Annotated in this window: 1 protein-coding gene; it reads right to left on the bottom strand. The window is 70.7% G+C overall.

Annotated elements, in window-relative coordinates; translation table 11 throughout:
• Positions 1 to 103 precede the first annotated feature (103 nt).
• On the bottom strand, positions 104 to 2,293 hold the full coding sequence (locus tag N4P33_RS34740) for a polysaccharide deacetylase family protein (RefSeq protein WP_260830898.1): 2,190 nt from the start codon (positions 2,291 to 2,293) through the stop codon (positions 104 to 106).
• Positions 2,294 to 2,307: the final 14 nt, after the last annotated feature.

The following is a 2,307-nucleotide window of genomic DNA, read 5'->3' as shown; positions in this document are numbered from 1 at the left end:
GGTCGGCCGGGCGGGCGGGTACGGTCACGTGCGGGACTTTCTGGTGCGGGCGTTGCGGTGGGGGGGCCGGTGTGACGGCCGCCGAAGGCTCGTGGCGCCGGGCTCACCCCACCGGACGGCCCTCCACCAGCGGCGGCTGGGCCCCGGCGCCGGGCGGGGCGGAGACGCCGCCCTTGCGGCGCAGTTTCTGCCAGCGCAGCCGGCCGCCGGTGAGCGCGGTGATCCAGGACTGGAGCAGCACGACGTACATCAGCTGCCGGTAGAGGATCTGCTGCAACGGCAGCGACAGCAGCGGCGTGAGCTTCTCGCGGTCGAGGACGAAGGCGTAGGCCGCGCAGGCCGCCTGGATGGCGAGGACGCCGAACCAGGCGAGGATCGTCTTGCCGGTCGGGCCGAAGATCAGGCCGTAGATGAGGAAGACGTCGATGAGCGGGGCCAGCAGCGGGGCGAGGACCATGAACAGGGACACCAGCGGCAGGCCGACGCGGCCGAAGCGGCCCGAGGGGCCCCGGTCGACCAGGGCGCGGCGGTGCTTCCAGATGGCCTGCATGGTGCCGTAGGACCAGCGGTAGCGCTGGGACCACAGCTGCTGCACCGACTCGGGGGCCTCGGTCCAGGCGCGGGCGTTCTCGGCGTACACCACCTTCCAGCCGTCGCGGTGGATGGCCATGGTGATGTCGGTGTCCTCGGCGAGCGTGTCGTCGCTCATGCCGCCGACCCGTTCGAGCGCCGAGCGGCGGAAGGCTCCCACGGCGCCCGGGATGGTGGGCATGCACTGCAGGACGTCGTACATCCGGCGGTCGAGGTTGAAGCCCATCACGTACTCGATGTGCTGCCAGGCGCCGATCAGCTTGTCCTTGTTGCCGACCTTGGCGTTGCCGGCGACGGCGCCGACGCGCGGGTCGCCGAAGGGCTGCACGAGTTCGCGGACGGTGGTCGGCTCGAAGACGGTGTCGCCGTCCATCATCACGATGATGTCGTACCGTGCGTTGGCGACACCGCGGTTGAGCGCGGCGGGCTTGCCCGCGTTGAGCTGGCGCACCACGCGGACGTTGGGCAGGTTCAGGCCCTCGACGATGCGCGCGGTGCCGTCGCTGGAGCCGTCGTCGATGACGATGACCTCGATGGGGTGGTCGCTCGCCATCAGCGAACGGACCGTGTTCTCGATGCACTTGGCCTCGTTGTACGCCGGGACCAGCACCGACACCGGATCGGTGATCGGCGGTCCCCACGAGAAGCCGCGGCGGCGCACCTTGCGGGCGTGGGCCGCGGACAGCACCAGCATCAGCACGAAGCGGGCGATGACGAGGAAGCCGACGATCGCGAGTCCGACCACGAGCACGGCGGTGATGTTGTCGGAGGCCTGCACCAGGAAGACCCAGGCCTTGCCCTTCCACAGCTCGACGCCGGTGACGGGGCTGTGCGCGCTGGGCGCGTCCAGGGCCTCGGTGAGGTTGTCGAACGTGTAGCCCTTGTCCTTCAGGTCGGGCAGCATCCGGTCCAGGGCCTGGACGGTCTGGTGGCGGTCGCCGCCGGAGTCGTGCATCAGGACGACGCCGCCCTTGCCGTCCTCGGGCGTGGCGCGCTCGATGATCTCGGCGACGCCGGGCTTGCGCCAGTCCTCGCTGTCATGGGTGTTGACGACGGTGATGTAGCCGCGGTCGCCGATGTACTCGGCGACCGGCCAGGAGTTGTTGTCCATGGCGCCGGCCTGCGAGGAGTACGGCGGCCGGAACAGGGAGGTGCGGATGCCCGCGGCGCCGGTGATGGCGAGCTGGGTCTGGGACAGCTCCCAGTCGATGCGGTCCTTCGACTGCAGGGAGAGGTCGGGGTGGTTGAAGGTGTGCAGCCCGATCTCGTGGCCCTCTTCGGCGATGCGCTCGACGAGGTCGGGGTGGCGGGAGGCCATGGTGCCGGTGACGAAGAAGACGGCGTGCGCGTCGTGCTTCTTCAGCACGTCCAGGACCTTGGGGGTCCACTCCGGGTCGGGGCCGTCGTCGAAGGTGAGCACGACGTGGCCGTCGGGGATGGTGAGGGTCTGCGCCTCGTCACCGCGGGTGTCGATGACCGGGCCGCCCTCCAGCACCTTCTCCGGCACCTTGTCGGCGGCGGCCGAGGAGTTGATCCGGTGGTCGGCGAGGATCTCGCTGTGCACATAACCGCGCAGCAGCAGCATCGCCATCAGGGCGACGAGGAACAGCAGCGGCAGCACGATGCGCAGGGGCAGGCGGCGACGCCGGGCGCCGCCTCGGGCGGGGGTCGCGGGCCCGGGGCGGGAGGTGCGGATGGCCATCAGAGGACGTGCTC

The sequence above is a fragment of the Streptomyces sp. 15-116A genome, from assembly GCF_025290915.1.
In the GTDB taxonomy this organism is placed as follows: domain Bacteria; phylum Actinomycetota; class Actinomycetes; order Streptomycetales; family Streptomycetaceae; genus Streptomyces.
Note: the sequence above shows the minus strand (reverse complement) of the source record. Positions and strands in the feature narration are given on the sequence as shown.

Coding starts and splice junctions, on each gene's coding strand:
- N4P33_RS34740 (WP_260830898.1), bottom strand. CDS start 2,293: ATGGCCATCCGCACCTCCCGCCCCGGGCCCGCGACCCCCGCCCGAGGC.